We start from the raw sequence: 16,907 nt of genomic DNA on the forward strand, positions 1-16,907 counted from the left end.
TGTGAATCAGTACATATACAAGCGTGAATTACAATTCTGGAGCTTCTTTCCCGTAATGCTTTTTATGCATGAAGAGAAAGACGGATCTTTCCGTTATCTTAAAGTAAGTGGTAAACAATTAATTGTTTACAAATAGGGTGGTACCGCGATTTTTATCGTCCCTATCGGATTTTCCGATAGGGGCTTTTTTGCGCCTTCCCCTTTTAAATAAATTCATATATTATGCGTTGAAAGAATCGCAGTAGTATCTTATATCCCTGTTTCAGAGAGCTGATGGTCGGTGGAAATTAGCACATATATAAGTACGAATTACAATTCTGGAGCTTCTTTTTCGTAGTGCTTTTATGCATGAAGGAAAAGACGGAGTTTTTCCGTTATCATTAGTTGAGATGTAAGTATATTTCCACTTACAAATAGGGTGGTACCGCGATTCTTTCGCCCCTATCGGATCTTCCGATAGGGGCTTTTTCTATTTCTCACACAAACAAATGTTAAATAGTTCCGAATCTTATGATAAAATTTTATAAGCGCTTACAATTATAAAGGGAGGTGGTACAAGACGAAACAGGTATTCATTTTTATAGAGAAAAAGGAGGATGTCTAAATGACAAAGAAAACAGAAATTCCATCACATTTAAAACCATTCGTATCTACACAGCATTATGATCAATACACGCCGGTGAATCACGCTGTTTGGCGTTACATTATGAGACAAAACCATAGCTTTTTAAAAGATGTTGCTCATCCATCCTATGTTAACGGACTACAATCATCTGGTATTAATATAGATGCAATTCCAAAAGTAGAAGAAATGAATGACTGCTTAGCACCAAGCGGCTGGGGAGCTGTAACGATTGACGGACTTATTCCCGGCGTAGCATTCTTCGATTTTCAGGGGCACGGATTACTACCAATCGCAACAGATATTCGTAAAGTAGAAAATATCGAGTATACACCGGCTCCTGATATCGTTCATGAAGCAGCAGGACACGCACCGATTTTACTCGATTCTACATATGCAAAATATGTGAAGCGCTTTGGGCAAATTGGAGCGAAAGCTTTCTCAACAAAAGAAGAACATGAGGCTTTTGAAGCTGTTCGTACATTAACGATTGTAAAAGAAAGCCCGACTTCTACACCTGAAGAAGTTGCAGTTGCTGAAAATACTGTAATCGAAAAACAAAACTTAGTTTCTGGTTTATCAGAAGCAGAACAAATTTCACGTCTTTTCTGGTGGACAGTGGAATACGGATTGATTGGAAATATAGACGATCCTAAAATCTACGGTGCTGGTCTCCTTTCTTCTGTTGGTGAAAGCAAGCATTGCTTAACAGATGCTGTAGAAAAAGTTCCATTCTCAATTGAAGCTTGCACAGGAACAACTTATGACGTGACAAAAATGCAGCCACAGCTATTTGTTTGTGAATCATTTGAAGAGTTGACTGAAGAACTTGAGAAGTTCTCTGAAACGATGGCATTCAAAACAGGTGGCACAGAAGGATTAGAAAAAGCCATTCGCTCCGAAAATCATGCTACAACTGAGCTAAGTAGTGGATTACAAATTACCGGTACATTTACAGAGACAATTAAAAATGATACTGGTGAAGTCATTTATATGAGAACAAATACACCAACTGCATTAGCAATTAATCATAAACAATTGGTGAATCACTCTACATCTGTACACAAAGATGGATTTGGTACACCGGTCGGATTACTAGATGGTAATATCGCATTAGAAGATTGCACAGAAGAAAAGCTACAGTCATTAGGCATTATAATTGGCAATCTCGTCGAGCTTTCCTTCACAAGTGGAGTCCATGTAAAAGGAACAGTAACAGACATTGTAAAGAACGATAAAAAAATCGTCCTTATCTCATTTGCAGGTTGCACAGTTACTCATAAAGATTGTTTATTATTCGATCCTTCATGGGGAACTTTTGATATGGCTGTTGGTTCAACAATTACTTCTGTATTCCCAGGAGCGGCAGATGCGGCTGCATTTTTCCCGATGGATGAAGAAGTACATGAAACTCCTGCTCCGCTTGTATTAACTGAGGTTGAACGTATGTATCAAACAGTTCGCGACATTCGTAATCAAGGTACATTACAAGACGCTCATGTCGATCAACTAATAGCCATTCAAGAAGTGTTAAATACATTCTATCCGAAAGAATGGTTGCTTCGTCTTGAAATTTTAGAATTACTTTTACAACATAACAAAGGACACGAAACATCAACAGTTTTATTAAAACAACTTTCTACTTTCACTACTGACAAAGCTGTAACACGCCTTATTACTAACGGGCTTGCATTACTTCCAATAAAGGATGTGAAAAATGATGCTACGATTAGCTGACGAAGAAGTACATGAGGAATTAGCGAAGTTAGATAAATGGGTATTGAAAGATGAAAAATGGATTGAAAGAAAATATATGTTTTCCGACTACTTAAAAGGAGTCGAATTTGTCTCTGAAGCCGCCAAACTATCAGAAGAACATAATCACCACCCATTTATCCTTATCCAGTATAAAGCAGTCATTATTACTTTGTCATCATGGAATGCAAAAGGTTTAACGAAACTAGATTTTGACCTTGCAAAGCAATTTGATGACCTATTTTTACAAAATGAAAAAGCTATTATAAGAAAGTGAAAAAAGAGAAGCCTTTTTAGGCTTCTCCTTTCACTTTAAAATGTATACAATGTCCAAACGGATCCTTGGCCTGTAATATTCCATCTTTATACGTAGCAACTACGCCAATATATTTTAAACTTTCACACACTTGCTCTTTTTGTTTTTCATCTGCTAGTACAATTGTGAAATATTTCAAACCAACGGAATTTGGCATTTGTGGTGGTATACCTTCACCCTGCCATGTATTTAAACCGATATGGTGATGATAACCACCTGCTGATACGAACAACGCTCCATTACGAGCTGGAATCGTTACATCAAAACCAAGGCCATCAACATAGAAACGTTTCGCTTTTTCTAAGTCAGCTACATGTAAATGAATGTGCCCCATCACAGTACCAGCCGGGAACCCATTCCATGTACTTCCTTGCTGTAATAATCCTTTGCCGTCTAACGGGTTACTAACAAATGGTAACTCTCCATTTTCATCATGCCAAACTTCTTTTTGGCGATCATGATAAATTTCAATCCCGTTTCCATCTGGATCAGCTAAATAAAGAGCTTCACTAAAGTAATGGTCAGCCCCACCATGTAATGGGTGTACTCTCTCAACAAAATGACGAAGAATATTTGCTAAGTCTTGTCTGTTTGGTAATAAAATTGCATAGTGATATAAACCAGTTCGACCTCTTTGCTTCGGAAGAGCGTCTTCCTTTTCTTCTATTATGAGAAGTGGCTCATTGTCCTCATTACCAAACGTAACGATTGTACTTTTTTCTTCCAGTACCTTCATACGCAGTACTTCTGTATAAAACTCTAGCGATTTCTTTAAATTTGATACATATAAATGAACAACCCCAAGTGTTGTTTCGGGATGAAGTGGAAAGCCCATTTTGTTATACCCCCATTTTAATTAATTCTTCTTTAACATTTTCTCTTTTAAGAAATTATCTACAAAACCATTAGCTTTCGCAAGAAATAAGTAAGCACCCATCGCTAATAATGCAAGTTCTAACTCAAATCCAGGATTTTTCCCGTCTCCTAACAAACCAGCTGACCATTTTACTTTCACAATCGCTCCAACCATAACAAGTGCAAATAATAAGCCAATATACCTTACGCCTAAACCTAGAATTAACAATAGACCTCCAACTAATTCAACTGTTGCTACACCGTATGCAAGTCCTCCTGGTAAACCAATGCTTGTAAACCACCCTGCAATATTGTCAATTCCTGATTGGAATTTTGTTAAACCGTGCATAAAGAACGTTACCCCTAACACGATACGAATAATTAAGTTACCAATATGTTGATTCATTTCTTTCTCTCCTTTATAGTTTTGTTATACAAAACTTTTATTTACATTACAAAACATACACTAATTATTTTTATTCGTCAATTCATTTTTCATGAGAAAAAATATTTTTTTTTTGCTATGATACAAATAGTTGTTTACAAAAAGGAGCATGATTTTATGAATATCGGTTCTGCGATTCGTGAAATTCGTCAACGTAGAGGAATTACGATTGCCCAAATTTGTGAAGGAACAGGTCTTTCTAAAGGCTTTATGAGTCAGGTTGAAAACAATAAAACATCACCATCTATCTCAACTTTAGAAATGATCGCTAATTTTTTAAATGTTCCCCTTCCATATTTATTGTTAGAACAAAAAGATCGTTTAAAAATTGTAAAAAAAGAAGAGCGTAAATACAGTGTGTATGGAAAAGATGAACAAAGAATTGAGCATGTTGCGGAGCAAGGTGGTCTCCGCCTATCTCTAGTAGAAATTTCTGCCGGATTCCCGAAAGAAAACTCACCAAATGCTCATGAAGGTGAAGAGTGTCATCTTGTATTACGCGGAAAACTAGAAGTTCAACATGGAGAAGATATTGCGATTGTAGAAGAAGGTGATTCTTTCTCTTGGAATGCATGCGTTCCTCATATTGTTCGCAATATAGGTGAAGAATCTGCATTATTACTTATCTCTAGTCATGCGGAAAATCGAAAACGTGTTTACTAAACGATAAAAAAGAAGCCTGTTTCGTAACAGGCTTCTTTTTTATTCCCTTATAATTCCATAACTCGTCCCAACTAGTACGGTCTTTTCATGTTGATTGCGATAAACTGACTCAATTGAAACTTTTTTATATCCTTCCATTTGCTCAATATTTGTTAAAGTTAATTCACAAGTAACCGTATCCCCTGTAAAAACTGGTCTAATAAACTCACTTACTAATTCCCTCGCTATGTAATGTAACTCTTCGCCTACTTTCGTCCCAATGCTAGCAGTCAATAAACCATGGACCATTAATCGTCCATTCTCATCATATTCCATATGATGTCTACCTTTATCGCCTGTAATATTTGCAAATTCAAAAACTTCTTCCTCGGTAAATCTTCTTTCGTATTTAAATATATCCCCAACTTTTACATTCATTTTTATCCCCCGTTTAATAAACTGAATTTTCTTTTATTTTATCACAAAATGAGTCTCAGTTCAGTTTATATTATTAAAATAGCAATCCTTTTTCTTTATTACCTTATAAGTTATCGATGCCCTTCCTTTTTTGCCACTTGATACCCATAGTACGCACAGGTTCCATTTCTTGATAACTCTCTTACTTCAAAATCACAACTTCTATAAAAATCAAAATTGTTAGCGGACGTATGCGCAAACCAATCGCCATGCGGAAGCTTTTGTAAACAAAGAGCTACAAGTTTCTTACCTAACCCTTTCCCCCTATACTCACACTTCACAACTAAATTTACTATGTTAGCAACCATGATTTGATCAGAAATCACTCTAACCATCGCGACCATTTCTTCTTCATCCCAAATTGTGAAAGCCCATGTTGAATTTTCAAATGCAATCGTAAACTTTTCAATTTGCCAAGAAGGGATATTATCATTACTCCAGCCAGCATCTTCAAATAATGTCTTAATCGCATATGCTGGCACTCCATTCGTTCCTTCACGAATAATTAGTCCATTATGATAAATATACATGTAATCCCTCCCTTTATTTTTTATATACCATTCTCCAAAAAATGCAATTCACCTTTTTTCATCCAACCCGCTTAATGGAATAAACGAGAACATCCATCTCATGAAATGAAGTTGTTTTCTCATAACTAAGCCCTGTTTTTCTAGCAACAAATATTGAAGCTGGGTGGTTCGGATTAATAAGTGAAATTAATTTATTCATTTGTAATGCTTGAAAACCATAGTCTCGAAATGCCGCCGCAGCCTCTTTCGCATACCCTTTCCCCCAATACTTAGGAAGTAGCCAATAGCCAATCTCAATTTCCTCTTTTCCATCTACCTTCTGCTTGACAAGTCCTGCATGACCAATTCTTATCCCTGTTTCCTTTTCAATCATTACAAATAAACCGAGACCGTTTTTATAATTTGGAAGTACCCTCTCCTCCAAACTTTTTTTACATTGCATAAATGTTTTTAACGTTCCATTTCCAATATAGCGCATTACCTTCTCATCCCCCCATAAAGAAGCATAAAATGGTAAATCATCCATTGTATATTTGCGAAATTGTAAGCGATCTGTATGGAACACTCTTTTATTCACTCCCATCATTTTGAACCTCATTACATAACAACATATTTCAAACTACGTAAGTGTTGAATAATTCATATCAAGAAATTTATCAAAAAGAAAGAAAATTCAATCTTATAAAAGTGTATTATATCAAAAAAAAGCAGTAGACAAAAGAGTGTCTACTGCATCCATATCATAACTAGTATAAAGAAAACTACAATTGAGGGGGTGTAGGATTTTCAAATATACTAGATACTTATCCCGTTCTAACGGGCGGTAAACCTTCCAATCCTTTGAGTGGAAAGTTTACCGCACATAAGAACTTTGCGGTCATTAAGAAAGCACTGTTAAGTACTCAAATACACGCTGAGCTTTTTCTCCACCCATTCGTGCATGTTGAAGAAGAGAGATGCCATGTGGGCCAGATGCACGTAATGCTTCTGGTTGTGCTACTAAAATGGCTTGTACGACTTCAAGTTCACCCAGCATAGCTGCTGCAAAAATATCCATCCGAGCTCCCTTTTCCAGTAAATAAAGAGCAATATCTTTACGGCCTACATGGGCCGCTGCTCCTAAGGCACTTTCCCAATCTGAGCCACCCCAATTATAAGAAGCATGAAGTAAGCTTGGTGATTCGGCCAAAAGCTCCTGTACTCTTTCTAGATCTCCGTGAGCTGCCATAACAAATTCCCTTACTAACTCAGTGGTAATACGCTCTTCTATTTGCATCTCTCTTCTCCCTTTTCACAAATTCGTTTCGGTGTAAAAAATGGCTTGTCACTCCCTTGGAATATATCAACTTCAATTCCAAATACACGCTGAAACATTTGATGACATAGTACTTCTTCTGGTACGCCATCATACTGAATCTTCCCTTGTTTTAATACGAGTAAACGATCGCTATATTGAGCCGCTTGATTAATATCATGTAAAACCATTACAATCGTCATACCAAACTCTTCGTTTAATCGTTTAACAAGTTCCATTACTTCTAACTGATGAACGATATCTAAAAAGGTTGTTGGTTCATCTAATAGTAAGACATTTGTGCGTTGTGCAAGCGTCATTGCAATCCAAGCACGTTGCCTTTCTCCTCCTGATAAGGATTGTAAAAGACGATATTCATACCCTTCAAGCTTTGTAACAGACAATGCCCAATCAACAATTTCTTCATCTTCTTTATTTAAGCGACTACTCCATGATTTATGAGGACCTCTTCCGAACTCTATTAGTTCTTTCACTGTTAAATCTAATTGATGATCGTGCATTTGTGGTAACATCGCTAATTGCTTCGCTACATCTGCACTCTTCATCGTATAAATATTTTCCCCATCTAAAATGATGTCTCCTTCGCTTTGTTTAAGTAGCCGTGCTATTAAACGAAGCAAAGTAGATTTCCCCGATCCATTCGGACCGATTAAACTAACGATTTCTCCAGCTTTAATATGTACATTCATATTTTGCATTTGAAATCTTTCAGAATGTGCGTAAAACACTTTGTTAACGGAAATCACGTTGTTTTCCTCCTCTATGGATTAAATATAAGAAGAACGGACCACCTAAGAAGGACAATAAAATACCAACAGGCAATTCGATTGGATCGAACCAACTTCGAGCTATCGCATCCGCAAAAACAAGTAATATCCCACCGCCAAGGCATGATAATGGCAGTAAATATTTATAGTCATTTCCAACTAATAAACGTAACATATGCGGTACAACAAGACCGACAAATCCAATAAGACCAGAAACACTAACTGCTATTCCAGCTAACATTGTACTTACTACTATTAAATAAAACCGACTTCTTTCCACGTTATATCCTAATAGTTTTGCCATTTCATCCCCAAGCATTAATACTCGAATATGTTTAATACCGAAGAAAGCTAATATAATAGCGAATATCGCATAGTAAATAATCATATTTAAATGTGCCCAACTAACACCACCAATACCACCAGCTAACCACGGTAAAACTGATTGTACTTTGTCGCTATGTAATAACATTAGCGCTGAAGTCGCTGCACCAATTAAGGCGTTTATTGAAACACCTACTAATACAATTCGTGAAGGTGGCGCCCCCTTTTGCCATGATAGTGCGTAAATGACCATTGCTGTAATAAAAGCTCCTAAAAACGCTCCTAGTGGCAAGAATGCCATATGTTGAGGAAATAAAATCATGATTATAATTGCTACAAGACCTGCTCCTGATGAAACTCCGATAATTCCAGGATCTGCAAGAGGATTTCTCATAACCCCTTGCAATAATGCTCCTGATGCAGCTAAACACGTTCCTACTATAAAACCAACGAGCACTCTCGGTATACGAAGATCCCATACAATTCGATGAACTGTCGAACCTTCATCTTGTATACCTTCTATAATGTCTCGTAAAGAAAAAGATAAGCTCCCTGCAAAAAGGCCATAAAAAAGACCTATAACAGTTAATACGACTAAAGTAACTGTTATTATCCACCTTTTTCTCGCAAAAGGATGTTCCTTTTCTCTTACTATTTCACTACTCTCCATACTTATCATTTCCTTACATCTTGTATACTTTTATACATAAAGTCCATCGCTTCTGTAACTTTTGTCCCAGGATTTGATCCAAATAAATCTGGTGGTAAAATAACTACACGATTTTGTTTTACTGCATCTAAATTTTTCCATGCTTCATTTTTCATCATTTCGCCTTCAAATGCTTTTTTCACACTATTGGGATCTCCATGTGTAATTAAATAAATCACATCTGGATTTGCTTCAATAATACGTTCTACACTTAGCTGTGCATATTGCGGATACTCTTTCATTTCTGGAAAACTAGCTGCGATATTTTTCCCGCCTGTTTTTTCTAAAATATCCCCTGATAGAGATGTTGGTAATGCTGCTAAATAAGTGCCTGGTGCTCCATAAACTAGCAACGCTTTAACGTCACTCTTTTTCTCATATTTCTTCATTTGATCATTAATTTTTTGGTTAAGCTCTTTTGCTTTATCTTCTTTCTTCATTACTGTTCCATACATTTCAATACCCTTTTGAATATCTTTTACAGAGTTGGCTGAAGAAATGATTACTTTTGTTCCTTGTCCTTCGACCGTTGGAATGTTCTTTTGGAATCCATTGTTAGCAACAAGTACATCCGGTTTTAAACTAGCAATTTGCTCAAAATTCGGTTGATGTGCATTCCCGATTACTTGTGCTTTCTTTAATTCCTCTGGGAGAGTTAATTTTGTATCAGGACGACCTACTATTTTTCCACCTAAAGCATGAATAATATCCATGTCTCCCATACTCAACGTAGCAAAACTTTCAGGAACTTTATTGAATGTTATCTTTCTGTCTGAGAGATCGGTAATTTCGATTTTGTCTGTTCCTTTGTCTGTTTTTGTTGCGGATGCTTTTTCGTTTTCTTTTGCACTGCAACCTATTAATAAGAAAAAAATAGATAAGATCGCTGTGAACAGCGTAATAGATTTGTTCATTCTTTCACCTCTAATTGATAATAATAATCATTAACTACTATTCTACTTTAATTGATAAGGATTATCATTGTCAATATGAAACGCATACATTTTCTACAAAAATGAAAAAACGCTACAAAAAGATTTCTTCTTTTCGTAGCGCCCTATTTAACAATTTTCTTCATATTCGCTCTCCTCTAATTGATCACGCATCGTTCTAACACGCTTAAAGAAGAAAAAAGCAAGAACTAAAAATACAATAATACTCCCCATCATAACAAAAGACTGTACCATACTTTTTATTCCACTTGGAATTAATAAACCGATCATTAAAAACGTACTTATAGCTAAAAGTACTTGTGCAAACCGGGTATAATCTGCTATTTTTTCTTGTAATTCTTTCATCTGCTTATCACTCCCATCCTCACTTTATCACATTCTATCAAGCTTAAAGACAAGTAAATAGAACCAATCTGGGAGATGTTTTCCAAAGTAAACAAGAGCCGCTTACTCGCGGCTCTTGTTTATCTATTATACGCCTTTATATGCTTCCATATAGATTTCTTTCAGCTCTGAAATGAGCGGTAATTTTGGATTAGCTGTTGTACATTGATCTTCAAAAGCTCTTTCTGCTAATAATCCAACAACCCCTTCAAATTGGTCTTTAGCAACTCCTTGTCCTGCAATACTCATATTTATATTTAAGCTTTTTCCAAGCTCAATAATTGCTTGGACGAGTGATTCCACACCTTCCGCTGTTGAGCTTGCTGGAAGCCCGAGCATTCTCGCAATATGTGCATAGCGTTCATCAGCCACAAAGTGCTCATATTTTGGGAACAATGCGTGTTTTCTTGGCTTAATAGCATTATAGCGAACTACGTGCGGCATAAGAATTGCATTCGCACGTCCATGCGGAATATGGAATTCCGGTCCAATTTTATGCGCTAAACTGTGATTAATACCAAGGAAAGCATTAGCAAATGCCATCCCTGCAATCGCGGAAGCGTTATGCATTTTTTCTCGTGCTTCTTCATCATTTCCATTTTTATATGCTCTCGGTAAATATTTAAATACGAGATCAATTGCTTTTAATGCTAAACCATCAGTATAGTCATTTGCCAGAACAGACACATACGCTTCAATTGCATGTGTTAATACGTCCATACCAGTATCTGCCGTCACATGAGGTGGTACTGTCATTACAAATTGCGGATCAACAATCGCTACATCTGGTGTTAATTCATAATCCGCAAGCGGGTATTTAATATTATTTTTCTTATCTGTAATAACCGCAAATGGCGTCACTTCTGATCCCGTCCCTGATGTTGTTGGAATGGCAACAAATTGTGCTTTATTTCCCAAGTTCGGATACTTACATGTACGTTTTCTTATATCTAAAAACTTCTGTTTTATTCCATAGAATGTCGTTTCTGGGTGCTCATAGAATAGCCACATCCCTTTTGCTGCATCCATAGCTGAACCGCCACCAAGCGCGATAATTACATCTGGTTTAAAGCTTTTCATCATGTCTGCACCTTTAAATACAGTTTCATCTGATGGATCTGGCTCGACCTCGAAGAAAACTTCAACTTTCACATCATTTGCATGTTTACGTAAATAGTGCGTGACAGTATCTACATATCCATGCTCAACCATTCCTGGATCCGTTACAATAAATGCACGTGAAATATTAGGCATGTTCGCTAAATATGCTGTAGCATGTTTTTCAAAATAAATTTTTGGTGGTAATTTGAACCACTGCATATTCTTTTTTCTATTTGCCAGCCTTTTTATATTTAGTAAATGAGTAGCTGTTACATTTTGGGAAACAGAGTTTTTTCCATAGGAACCACATCCAAGCGTAAGTGATGGAATAAACCCATTATATATATCACCAATTCCCCCTTGTGATGAAGGTGCATTTACTATGAGACGGCAAGCTTTCATACGCAAGCCAAATTGTTTTTGCACTTCTTTATTTGCAGAATGGATTACAGCTGAATGCCCTAAACCGCCAAGATCTAGCATTCCTTCACAATATGTAAAGCCTTCTTCTAATGAATTTGCTTTTACACAAGCTAATACTGGACTCAGTTTTTCACGAGATAGTGGATACGCCGATCCAATTCCTTTAATTTCAGCTACAAGCATTTTTGTATGTTCAGGTACAGTAATTCCTACTAATTCGGCAATATACTGTGCTGATTTCCCAACAATATCACTATTTACTGCACATGTATTTTCATTAATAACAAGCTTTTCTAATTCTTTTCTCTCTTCTTCTGTTACAAAGTAACAATTATTTGCAATCATTTCTGTTTTAACATCATCATAGATTTCCTTATCTACAATGATAGCTTGTTCCGATGCACAAATCATACCGTTATCAAATGTTTTCGATAAAATCAAATCATTAACAGCTCGTTTTACATGTGCCGATTTCTCTATATAACATGGTACATTACCAGGACCTACACCTAGCGCTGGTTTGCCAGTAGAATAAGCTGATTTCACCATACCAGCTCCTCCAGTTGCTAGAACGAGCGCAATACCTTCATGGTTCATTAATTGTTTCGTTGCTTCGACAGAAGGTCTTTCAATCCATTGAATACAGTGCTTTGGTGCACCAGCCTTCACTGCTGCATCGTATACTGTTTTCGCTGCTGCAATAGAACAATTTTGTGCAGAAGGATGAAATGCGAAAATAATTGGATTTCTCGTTTTTATCGCGATTAATGCTTTAAACATCGTTGTCGACGTTGGGTTAGTTACTGGCGTTACCCCAGCTACTACACCGACAGGTTCCGCAATTTCTATTATTTCTTCATGAGGATCTTCGTGAATAATCCCTACTGTTTTATCTTTCTTCATGCTATGCCAAATATATTCAGTGGCAAAAATATTTTTTATACATTTGTCTTCATATACACCACGGCCCGTTTCTTCAACAGCCAATTTCGCAAGCGGCATATGTTGGTCAACACCTGCAAGCGCCATTTCATGAACAATGTTGTCAATTTGCTCTTGTGTAAAACTTTCTAATGCTTGTAAAGCTTTTTGACCGTTCTCTACTAACGTATCAATCATCTCTTTTGCCTCTTGCATTTCATTTACAACTTTCTCTTTGACTACCATGTAAATTTCCTCCTATTCTGCTATTACGGCCTTTATAAGTCCCTATAGGTCATAATAAGTCCCGATTAGCGTAAAAAAATAGAGTTGCCTTCCTACATGAATCTCATCGTTTGTGAAACATTTCACAAGTTTGTTCGTGAGTAATATTTCATGACTTCACTATACATGAAATCATTTTATTTGTGTATGTCCATTTTGTGAAAAGTTTCACAAAATAATCTTAAAAAAGCACTGCTCTATTTAGCAGTGCTTTTTTATTATGCTAACGCTTGTGCTAAATCTTCAATCAAATCTTCACCATCTTCAATACCGACAGAAATACGAATCAATGTATCTGTAATCCCTAATTCTTTACGGCGATCAGCAGGAATAGATGCATGTGTCATTTGTGATGGAATTGAAATTAAACTTTCTACTGCTCCTAAACTTTCAGCAAGTGTGAAGTATTGTAACTTCTCAAGTACTCTATTTAATGTTTCTTCACTATCTACATCGAATGAGATGATTGCACCAAATCCGTTCGCCTGTTCTTTTGCTAATTCGTGATTTTGATGTGATTCAAGACCTGGATAATATACTTTATTTACTTTCGGATGGTTATTTAAAAACTCAGCAATTGCGCGTGAATTTATTTCATGCTCTTCCATACGAATTCCTAATGTTTTTAAACCGCGAAGTAGTAAGAAGCTATCTTGTGGTCCAAGAATACCTCCTGTTGAGTTTTGTACAAAATGAAGGTCTTCTGCTAGTTGCGGGCTATTTACAACTACTAGGCCTGCAACTACATCACTATGCCCACCTAAATATTTCGTTGCACTATGAAGTACAATATCTGCTCCTAAAGAAATTGGCGACTGCCAATATGGCGTCATGAATGTGTTATCAATAATTGTTAATAAATCGTTTTCTTTAGCAAGAGCAGATATTTTCTTAATATCAGTAATTTTCAGTAATGGATTCGTTGGTGTTTCCACATAGATCGCTTTCGTATTTGGACGAATCGCTTCTACAACTTCCTCTAGGTTTGTTGTATCTACAAATGTATGCTCAATACCGAAGCGGTTTAATACTTTCGTAATAACGCGGTATGTTCCACCGTAAACATCATCTGTTAAAATGACGTGGTCACCTTTTGAGAACAACATAATTGTTGCTGTAATAGCTGCCATCCCTGAACCAAATGCAAATCCAGCATGACCATTTTCTAATACTGCAATCATTTCTTCTAAAGCTGAACGAGTTGGATTACCAGTTCTAGAATATTCATATCCTTGATGCTTACCAACTGCTTCTTGTTTGTACGTACTTGTTTGATAAATCGGCACATTTACAGATCCAGTTGAAGGTTCTCCTATGCGAATACCATGAATTAACTTTGTCTTTGCTCTCATTTTTTATTCCCACCCTTTGTATATATCTTTACTTAAATAACGCTCACTACTATCTGGAAAAATCGTTACAATATTTGTACCTGGTGCTGCTTTCTCCGCCTCAAGTAAGCTTGCATGAAATGCTGCTCCTGAAGAGCTTCCAACGAGAAGACCTTCTTTTTTCGCTAATTCTTTCACTCGTAAAAATGCATTTCGATCAGAAATTGTATGAATTTCATCAAAATAAGATGTTTTCAAAAATGGCGGGATGAACTCAAGACCAATTCCTTCTGTTTCATGTGAACCAACCTTACCACCATTTAAAATAGATCCTTCTGGTTCTACAATAACCGTTTTAATATCAATGTTTTTCTCTTTTAAATAAGACGCAGTTCCCATAAATGTACCGCCAGTTCCTGCTCCTGCAACAAATATGTTAATCTCTCCATTCAGTGCGTCCCAAAGTTCAGGACCTAGTGTTTTGAAATAAGCACGAGGGTTTGCTTCATTAGCAAACTGACTTGGAGAGTATGAATTCGGTATTTCCTTTACTAATTCTTTTGCCTTTGCAATTGCGCCGGTCATTCCTTGCTCAGTCGGGGTATGCACGACTGTTGCACCTAGCGCTTTCATTAATTCTTGTTTTTCAACACTAAATTTCTCTGGTACACAAACAATGACGCGTAAATCATGTTCTAACGCTGCAAGTGCCAGTCCAATACCTGTATTTCCAGCCGTCGGTTCAATAATTGTTCCGCCCTCTGCAACAAGCCCTTTTTCTAACGCATCTTCGATTAATTCTCTTCCTAAACGATCCTTAACGCTTCCGCCTGGGTTGTAAAATTCAAGCTTTGCAAATAAACGGACTCCTTCCGGAAGTGAAAAACGAGTAATTTCTACGATTGGTGTATGACCAATCAACTCATGAACTCCACGATATACATTCATCGTGTTCTCCCCCTTATTTGCCAATAAAGAAAAGGCAACTGTATGTATTTTCTTTATATGAGACAGTTGCCTTTTTGTTACATTACTTTAACTCTTCTAATACTTTTACGATAAAGTTTGTAGAATGAAGAGCTGCTTGATCTAAAAATTGATCAAATGAAACATTTGATTCTTTACCTGCAATATCAGAAAGTGCACGAATAATAACAAACGGAACTTCATATTGGTGGCATACTTGCGCAACAGCTGCTGCTTCCATTTCTACTGCATAAAGGTCTTCAAATTTATCACGAATTGCTGCAACGCGGTTCGGATCATTCATAAATGAATCACCTGTTGCAATCATTCCTTTTACAACTTGAATATTTTCTTCTGCCTGCATACATTTCTCAGCTAATGCAACTAATGCCTCATCAGCTTTAAATCCAGGTGGCATTCCTGGCACTTGACCATATTCGTAGTTAAATACTGTTACATCTACGTCATGGTGACGAACTTCTGTTGAAATAACCACATCTCCAACATTTAAAGAATGATGGAATCCACCAGCTGAACCAGTGTTGATTACTTTTTCAGGTTTATATTTTTCTAATAAAATTGTCGTTGACATAGCTGCATTTACTTTACCAATACCAGACTTTAGCAAGATTACTTCATGTCCTGCCAATAGTCCTTTCGTAAATTCACAACCTGCAACAGTTTCTGTTTCTGCTTGTTCTAATTTGTCACGTAAAATACGTACTTCTTCTTCCATTGCTCCAATTACAGCAATTCTCAATCTAATCCCTCTTTCTATTGCTTAGTTGCCTCCATTACCCAAACGAAATGATTTAATCTCGTAAACGTTACATGGAAGCCATTGTTTTCAAAAATAGATTGCATGATCGGAATACGTGTATAGTATTCTGTTTGCAAATCGTTTGCTAACTGATGAAAACCTCTTTGTTTTGCTGTCTCAACAGTTTTATCATATGCATCTTGATCTGCAAATATCGTATCAGCAAACACTATTTTACCACCTTTGTTTAGCAATTGACTATACTTCGCAATTGCTACGTCTTTTTCATCATCTGTTAAATGATGAAATGCATAGGTGCTCACAATTGTATCAATTGAATTTGGAACTTCAAATGAAAGAAAATCACCCTCTGTAATTGAAAACTCTTTTGGTAATTTCTCTTTTGCGATAGTACGCATTTCACGTGACGGTTCTATACCGTAAACTGTGCGGCCAGCAAGTAATAATTTATTTGTTAAATTGCCAGTACCAACACCAAATTCTAATACGTTGCCAAATGACTTGTTAACTACATCCTCTAAAATGTCCTCATAATGGGCAAAAACTTCTTTATATTGTATATCTTCGCCTTGTACAAATGAGTCGTACGTATGAGCCCATTCATCAAATAAACCATTAAATTCTATGCCCATAAAAATTCCCCTTTTTCTTATCGGTTTTATCAGTATGATATTCCCTCTTTCTAAAAATGTCAATTGAAATGTACATAGTATTTCCTTCTTTTCTTTGTTACACTATAGGTGATTATCACAGGAGAGGGGGCATCTTTGTGTCATTTACCTTTGAAATGTTAGAAGATAAAGTAGAATTTTTCGAGGCTGCAAACTTGGTTTCTTTAGAAAAGAAAATTAGCGAACAAATTGATAATAATAAAGCACTTATGCTCGAAGTTCATCATATTTCTCACCAAATGATTATGGATCCTGAAAGCAAAAGACCTTATTATAGTGCGGTTGTTCATTTTAAATTAAAGAAATTACGCTAACTAAAAAAGAGAGGCTCCTA

At 36.4% G+C, this 16,907-nt stretch carries 19 protein-coding genes and 2 other annotated features (1 of these 21 running past the window's edge); of the genes, 4 read left to right on the plus strand and 15 right to left on the minus strand.

The annotated features are described in order from the left end of the window. Positions 1-166, plus strand: a binding site (T-box leader) (it extends 63 nt beyond the left edge of the window). 52 nt (positions 167-218) lie between these two features. Then, positions 219-446 (plus strand) — a binding site (T-box leader). 158 nt (positions 447-604) lie between these two features. Together SB773_RS06255 and SB773_RS06260 are read left to right on the plus strand one after the other, a co-directional pair. After that, positions 605-2,359: an aromatic amino acid hydroxylase gene (locus SB773_RS06255; RefSeq protein WP_060751081.1), complete on the plus strand. Its 1,755-nt coding sequence runs from the start codon at positions 605-607 to the stop codon at positions 2,357-2,359. Then, on the plus strand, positions 2,340-2,654 hold the full coding sequence (locus SB773_RS06260) for a 4a-hydroxytetrahydrobiopterin dehydratase (protein ID WP_060751082.1): 315 nt from the start codon (positions 2,340-2,342) through the stop codon (positions 2,652-2,654). The genes SB773_RS06255 and SB773_RS06260 overlap by 20 nt, the downstream gene beginning before the upstream one ends. 16 nt (positions 2,655-2,670) lie before the next feature. Here the strand turns inward: SB773_RS06260 and SB773_RS06265 are convergent, their stop codons facing one another. Both SB773_RS06265 and SB773_RS06270 read right to left on the minus strand, forming a co-directional pair. Continuing rightward, the gene (locus SB773_RS06265) at positions 2,671-3,528 is read right to left on the minus strand and encodes a VOC family protein (protein ID WP_410589026.1); all 858 of its coding nucleotides are present in this window, start codon (positions 3,526-3,528) and stop codon (positions 2,671-2,673) included. 21 nt (positions 3,529-3,549) lie between these two features. Beyond that, positions 3,550-3,954 (minus strand): DoxX family protein, encoded by a 405-nt coding sequence (locus SB773_RS06270; protein WP_410589028.1) that lies wholly within the window; start codon positions 3,952-3,954, stop codon positions 3,550-3,552. Between the two features lie 156 nt (positions 3,955-4,110). Here SB773_RS06270 and SB773_RS06275 point away from each other — a divergent pair, with 156 nt between their 5' ends. Continuing rightward, positions 4,111-4,656 carry a helix-turn-helix domain-containing protein gene (locus SB773_RS06275; RefSeq protein WP_002015249.1) on the plus strand — a complete coding sequence of 182 codons (546 nt, stop codon included), beginning with the start codon at positions 4,111-4,113 and terminating at the stop codon, positions 4,654-4,656. Positions 4,657-4,695: 39 nt separating this feature from the next. Here SB773_RS06275 and SB773_RS06280 read toward each other — a convergent pair whose 3' ends face one another. From SB773_RS06280 to SB773_RS06340, 13 genes are all read right to left on the minus strand, one after another. Next, complete coding sequence (locus SB773_RS06280) at positions 4,696-5,073, minus strand: hotdog family protein (protein WP_002015250.1); 378 nt, start codon at positions 5,071-5,073, stop codon at positions 4,696-4,698. A 110-nt stretch (positions 5,074-5,183) separates the two neighbouring features. Continuing rightward, the gene (locus SB773_RS06285; protein WP_002015252.1) at positions 5,184-5,642 is read right to left on the minus strand and encodes a GNAT family N-acetyltransferase; all 459 of its coding nucleotides are present in this window, start codon (positions 5,640-5,642) and stop codon (positions 5,184-5,186) included. Between the two features lie 58 nt (positions 5,643-5,700). After that, a complete protein-coding gene (locus tag SB773_RS06290) occupies positions 5,701-6,228 on the minus strand; it encodes a GNAT family N-acetyltransferase (protein ID WP_002015253.1) in 528 nt (175 codons plus the stop codon). A 294-nt stretch (positions 6,229-6,522) separates the two neighbouring features. Then, positions 6,523-6,918: an ankyrin repeat domain-containing protein gene (locus SB773_RS06295; protein WP_410589032.1), complete on the minus strand. Its 396-nt coding sequence runs from the start codon at positions 6,916-6,918 to the stop codon at positions 6,523-6,525. Next, positions 6,909-7,703, minus strand: a complete 795-nt coding sequence (locus SB773_RS06300) for an ABC transporter ATP-binding protein (protein ID WP_410589034.1) — start codon at positions 7,701-7,703, stop codon at positions 6,909-6,911. Before SB773_RS06300 ends, SB773_RS06295 begins: the two co-directional genes overlap by 10 nt. Next, entirely contained in the window at positions 7,690-8,718 is a 1,029-nt protein-coding gene (locus SB773_RS06305; RefSeq protein ID WP_410589036.1) for a FecCD family ABC transporter permease, read from the minus strand. Before SB773_RS06305 ends, SB773_RS06300 begins: the two co-directional genes overlap by 14 nt. A 5-nt stretch (positions 8,719-8,723) precedes the next feature. Next, entirely contained in the window at positions 8,724-9,671 is a 948-nt protein-coding gene (locus SB773_RS06310; RefSeq protein ID WP_002015260.1) for an ABC transporter substrate-binding protein, read from the minus strand. 147 nt (positions 9,672-9,818) lie between these two features. Beyond that, the gene (locus SB773_RS06315; RefSeq protein ID WP_002034123.1) at positions 9,819-10,055 is read right to left on the minus strand and encodes a YrhC family protein; all 237 of its coding nucleotides are present in this window, start codon (positions 10,053-10,055) and stop codon (positions 9,819-9,821) included. A gap of 126 nt (positions 10,056-10,181) precedes the next feature. After that, complete coding sequence (gene adhE / locus SB773_RS06320) at positions 10,182-12,785, minus strand: bifunctional acetaldehyde-CoA/alcohol dehydrogenase (RefSeq protein ID WP_410589039.1); 2,604 nt, start codon at positions 12,783-12,785, stop codon at positions 10,182-10,184. Positions 12,786-13,042: 257 nt separating this feature from the next. Next, on the minus strand, positions 13,043-14,176 hold the full coding sequence (locus SB773_RS06325; RefSeq protein ID WP_088034209.1) for a bifunctional cystathionine gamma-lyase/homocysteine desulfhydrase: 1,134 nt from the start codon (positions 14,174-14,176) through the stop codon (positions 13,043-13,045). Between the two features lie 3 nt (positions 14,177-14,179). Next, positions 14,180-15,103, minus strand: coding sequence for an O-acetylserine dependent cystathionine beta-synthase (locus tag SB773_RS06330; protein WP_289404667.1), 924 nt, complete (start codon positions 15,101-15,103; stop codon positions 14,180-14,182). Positions 15,104-15,185: 82 nt separating this feature from the next. After that, on the minus strand, positions 15,186-15,881 hold the full coding sequence (gene mtnN, locus SB773_RS06335) for a 5'-methylthioadenosine/S-adenosylhomocysteine nucleosidase (RefSeq protein WP_113734184.1): 696 nt from the start codon (positions 15,879-15,881) through the stop codon (positions 15,186-15,188). Positions 15,882-15,895: 14 nt separating this feature from the next. Further along, a complete protein-coding gene (locus SB773_RS06340) occupies positions 15,896-16,534 on the minus strand; it encodes a class I SAM-dependent DNA methyltransferase (RefSeq protein ID WP_113734183.1) in 639 nt (212 codons plus the stop codon). Between the two features lie 137 nt (positions 16,535-16,671). Here SB773_RS06340 and SB773_RS06345 point away from each other — a divergent pair, with 137 nt between their 5' ends. Beyond that, positions 16,672-16,887 carry a YrzA family protein gene (locus SB773_RS06345; protein WP_113734182.1) on the plus strand — a complete coding sequence of 72 codons (216 nt, stop codon included), beginning with the start codon at positions 16,672-16,674 and terminating at the stop codon, positions 16,885-16,887. Positions 16,888-16,907 lie beyond the last annotated feature (20 nt).

The organism is Bacillus sp. SIMBA_074, from assembly GCF_046534555.1.
Taxonomy (GTDB): Bacteria; Bacillota; Bacilli; order Bacillales; family Bacillaceae_G; genus Bacillus_A; species Bacillus_A mycoides.